This window comes from Pseudonocardia sp. NPDC049635 (genome assembly GCF_040659795.1).
GTDB lineage: Bacteria > Actinomycetota > Actinomycetes > Mycobacteriales > Pseudonocardiaceae > Pseudonocardia.
Map to the genome: position 1 here is coordinate 1 of NZ_JBFAON010000052.1, position 3,500 is coordinate 3,500.

The 3,500-nt window shown below is 71.4% G+C and carries 3 protein-coding genes and 1 pseudogene; all 4 read right to left on the bottom strand.

The annotated features are described in order from the left end of the window. Positions 1-121 precede the first annotated feature (121 nt). Positions 122-997 carry a sugar phosphate isomerase/epimerase gene (locus AB0J24_RS28665; protein WP_358686993.1) on the bottom strand — a complete coding sequence of 292 codons (876 nt, stop codon included), beginning with the start codon at positions 995-997 and terminating at the stop codon, positions 122-124. Further along, positions 997-1,998, bottom strand: a complete 1,002-nt coding sequence (locus AB0J24_RS28670) for a Gfo/Idh/MocA family oxidoreductase (RefSeq protein WP_358686995.1) — start codon at positions 1,996-1,998, stop codon at positions 997-999. Before AB0J24_RS28670 ends, AB0J24_RS28665 begins: the two co-directional genes overlap by 1 nt. A 131-nt stretch (positions 1,999-2,129) precedes the next feature. Then, positions 2,130-2,948 (bottom strand): ATP-binding cassette domain-containing protein, encoded by an 819-nt coding sequence (locus tag AB0J24_RS28675; RefSeq protein ID WP_358686996.1) that lies wholly within the window; start codon positions 2,946-2,948, stop codon positions 2,130-2,132. Positions 2,949-2,959: 11 nt separating this feature from the next. Further along, positions 2,960-3,500 (bottom strand): annotated as a pseudogene (locus AB0J24_RS28680) (hypothetical protein); the annotation flags it as partial.

A 3,500-nucleotide genomic window follows, 5' to 3' on the forward strand; every position in this document is an offset into this window, starting at 1 on the left:
AAACCCAGTCCCAGGCACGCCCATGCCCAACACCCCACCCGAAGATCAACAAAGAGAACGAGAACAACCGCCACAGGGAGCGGTGGATTCAGGCTGAGCGGCCGGCCGGCCCGCGCACCGCTCATCCGGTACGCAGCGCCCCTTGCAGGTTCGCGACGCTGGTCGCGACGTCCGCGCCCGGGCCGTCGCCGGTCGGTGGCCCGTGCAGGATCGTGTCCTGTTCCAGGACGTGCCAGCCGTCGTAACCGTGTGCGTCGAGAGGCGACAACACGCCTGCCAGATCCATGTCGCCCTCGCCGAGGGGCCGGTACATGCCCAGGCCCACTGCCTCGGTGTAGGTGCGCCTGCCGTCCTGCACCTGCCGGGCCAGTCCGAGATCGACGTCCTTGAGGTGGGTGTGCGCGATCCGGTCCGGAGCCTGGCGGGCCAGGGCCGCCGGGTCGGTGCCGCCGATCAACAGGTGCCCGGTGTCGAGGCAGAGCCGGATCCCGGATCCCTCCAGCACCCGCCGGACGTCGTCACCGGTCTCCACCATGGTCCCGACGTGCGGGTGCAGTACCGCGGTGACGCCACGCGCGGCGGCGTGCTCGGCGATCCGGTCCAGATTGGACAGCAGCAGTCGCCAGCCCTGTTCGTCGAGATCGGGGCGGGAGTCGTAACCGGTGCCGCCGGAGTCGGCGGAGAGCACCAGCGTCCCGGCCTCGGCGGCGTCGTAACCGGCCAGCAGCTCGTCGACGACGGGGAGCGGATCGTGGCCGGGGACGTGCAGCAGCGTCGGGGTGAACCCGCCGACCGCGTGCAGCCCGTAGCGCTGCAGCGTGGCGGCCTTCGCGCCGGGCGCGTCGGGGAGGAACCCCGCCGGGCCGAACTCGGTCGCGACCAGGCCAACCTCGCGCATCTCGGCGAGTACCCGGTCCGGAGCGAGCTGGTAACCCCAGCCGGGCACCTCGCACACCCCCCACGAGATCGGCGCACCCGCGATCCTGGGCCCCGGCATCAGCGGACCACCTCGTCGAGGCGGACGGGGCGGTGCTCCCGCAGCGACCGCGTGGCGGCCTCGGCGATCCAGTCGGCCGCCAGTGCGTCGCCGACCGTGCACGGCGACGTGCGGGTCCCCGCGACCAGCTCGGTGAACGCGGTCAGCTCGGCGCGGAAGGCGGGCGCGAAGCGGTCCATGAAGGTCTCGTACGGCCGGTCGTCGGGGACGATCGCGCCCGGCTCGACCGAGCGCAGCGGCAGCCCGGTGTCGAGGCCGACCCCGATGGAGTCGGCGTCGCCGTGCAGCTCCATCCGTACGTCGTAGCCGCGCCGGTTGTAACGCGAGTTCGAGACCACCGCCTGCGAACCGTCGTCAAGGGTCAGGATCGCCTGCCCGGTGGAGACGTCGCCGGACTCGGCGAACACCGGGTCACCGTGCACGTCGCCGGTGGCGTAGACCTCGACGACCTCGCGGCCGGTGACCCAGCGCAGGGCGTCGAAGTCGTGGACCGCGCAGTCCCGGAAGATCCCGCCGGAGGTCCTGACGTACGCCGCGGTCGGTGGCGCCGCGTCCAGCGTGGTCGCGCGGACGGTGAACACCCGGCCCAGCTCACCGGCCCGGACGGCGGCGCGGGCCGCTGCGAACCCGGCGTCGAACCGACGGGGGAAGCCGATGTGGATGCGCTCGTCGCGCCCGGCGAGCTTGCTCGCGACATCCGCCCCGTCCTCGATCCGGGTGGCGAGCGGCTTCTCGCAGAAGACGGGCAGGCCGGCGTCGGCCGCGGCGAGCAGCAGCTCGGGATGTGCGGCCGTCGCGGCGGCGATCACGACGCCGTCCGGCTTCCGGTCGAGCAGCTCCCCGGGCGAGGCCACCGCGGTGGCGCCGGTCGCGGCGGCCACTGCCGCCACGGCGCCGCTGCGTGCGTCGGTGACGATCAGCTCGTCGACGACGTCCAGGTCGGCCAGGGTCTGCGCGTGGAACGCGCCGATCCGGCCGAGCCCGATGAGTCCGATCTTCATGGTGGTCCAATCCTGTCGGTTCCGAGATGCGCGACGGTGGCGTACTCGTCCGGCTCCCGCGCCGCGCCTCGGAGCTGCAGCGAAATTGATCAGTATGTTAAGACAAAGTAGCCCGCCGAGGCCCGGGCGGGTCAGCGCTTGAGCTCGTGCGCGAGTTCGGTCAGTTCCTGGCCGCCCGCCATCTCCGCGGTCAGCTCCTCCAGTGACACCTCGGAGCGCCGGCGGTCGAGCACCCGGCGGCCGAGCTTGAGGATGATGAACCGGTCGCCGACCAGGTTGGCGTGGTGCGGGTTGTGGGTGATGAACACGACGCCCAGCCCGGCGTCGCGGGCCGCCGCGGTGTACCGGAGCACCACTCCGGACTGCTTGACGCCGAGCGCCGCGGTCGGCTCGTCCAGGATCAGCACCCGGGCTCCGAAGTAGACCGCCCTGGCGATCGCGACGCACTGCCGCTGCCCGCCGGACAGCGTCCCGATCGGCTGGTTGATGTCGGTGACGTGGATCCCCATCTTCCGCAGCTCGGCGTCGGCGATCTCGCGCATCGCGGCGATGTCGAGCGGGGCCAGCGGATACCGTCCCTTCCGCAGCTCGGAGCCGAGGAAGAAGTTGCGCCACACCTCCATCAGCGCGACCACCGCGAGATCCTGGTAGACCGTGGCGATGCCGCGGTCGAGCGCCTGGCGGGGCGAGTCGAGCCGCACCTGCTCGCCGTGCACGGTGACGGTGCCCTCGGTGTGCGGATGCAGCCCAGAGATGATCTTGATCAGGGTGGATTTCCCGGCCCCGTTGTCACCCAGCACGCAGGTCACCTCGCCCGCGTGCACGGTCAGGTCGATGTCCTCCAGGGCCCGTACGGCGCCGTAGGTCTTACCGACGCCGCTCAGCTGTACGAGCGGCGCGGCGTGAGGGCCGTCCGCGGTCCCCGGCGTTGTGGTCGTCCCGGTCGTCATCTCGACTCCCTTCACGTCCGCTGCGTCGCGGAGGTCTTGACGTAGAGGTTGACCAGGACGGCGAGCAGCAGCATCACGCCGAGGAAGGCCTTGAACCAGTTCGGGTCCCACCCGGCGTAGACGATGCCCTGGGTGGTCATCCCGAAGATGAACGCCCCGAGGGCGGAACCGACCGCGGATCCGAAGCCGCCGGTCAGCAGTGCGCCGCCGACCACCGCCGCGACGATGTAGATCAGCTCGTTGCCGACGCCGAGCCCGGCCTGCACGGTGGAGAAGTTGAACAACAGGTGCTGCCCGAGGAACCAGGCCATGAGGGCGACCCCCATGAAGAGCCCGATCTTGACCCGGGTCACCGGGACGCCGACCGCGCGGGCCGAGCCCTGGTCGCCGCCGACCGCGAAGATCCAGTTCCCGGTGCGCGTGCGCAACAGCAGCCAGGACGCGATCGCGACGAAGGCTAGTGCCTCGTCGCAGAACGTTGGCGTCGTAGCCGGGTCGGCCTGGTGGGCTGAGAAGCTGTCGCCGGAGGTGGGCGATGGCACGGCAACCTGA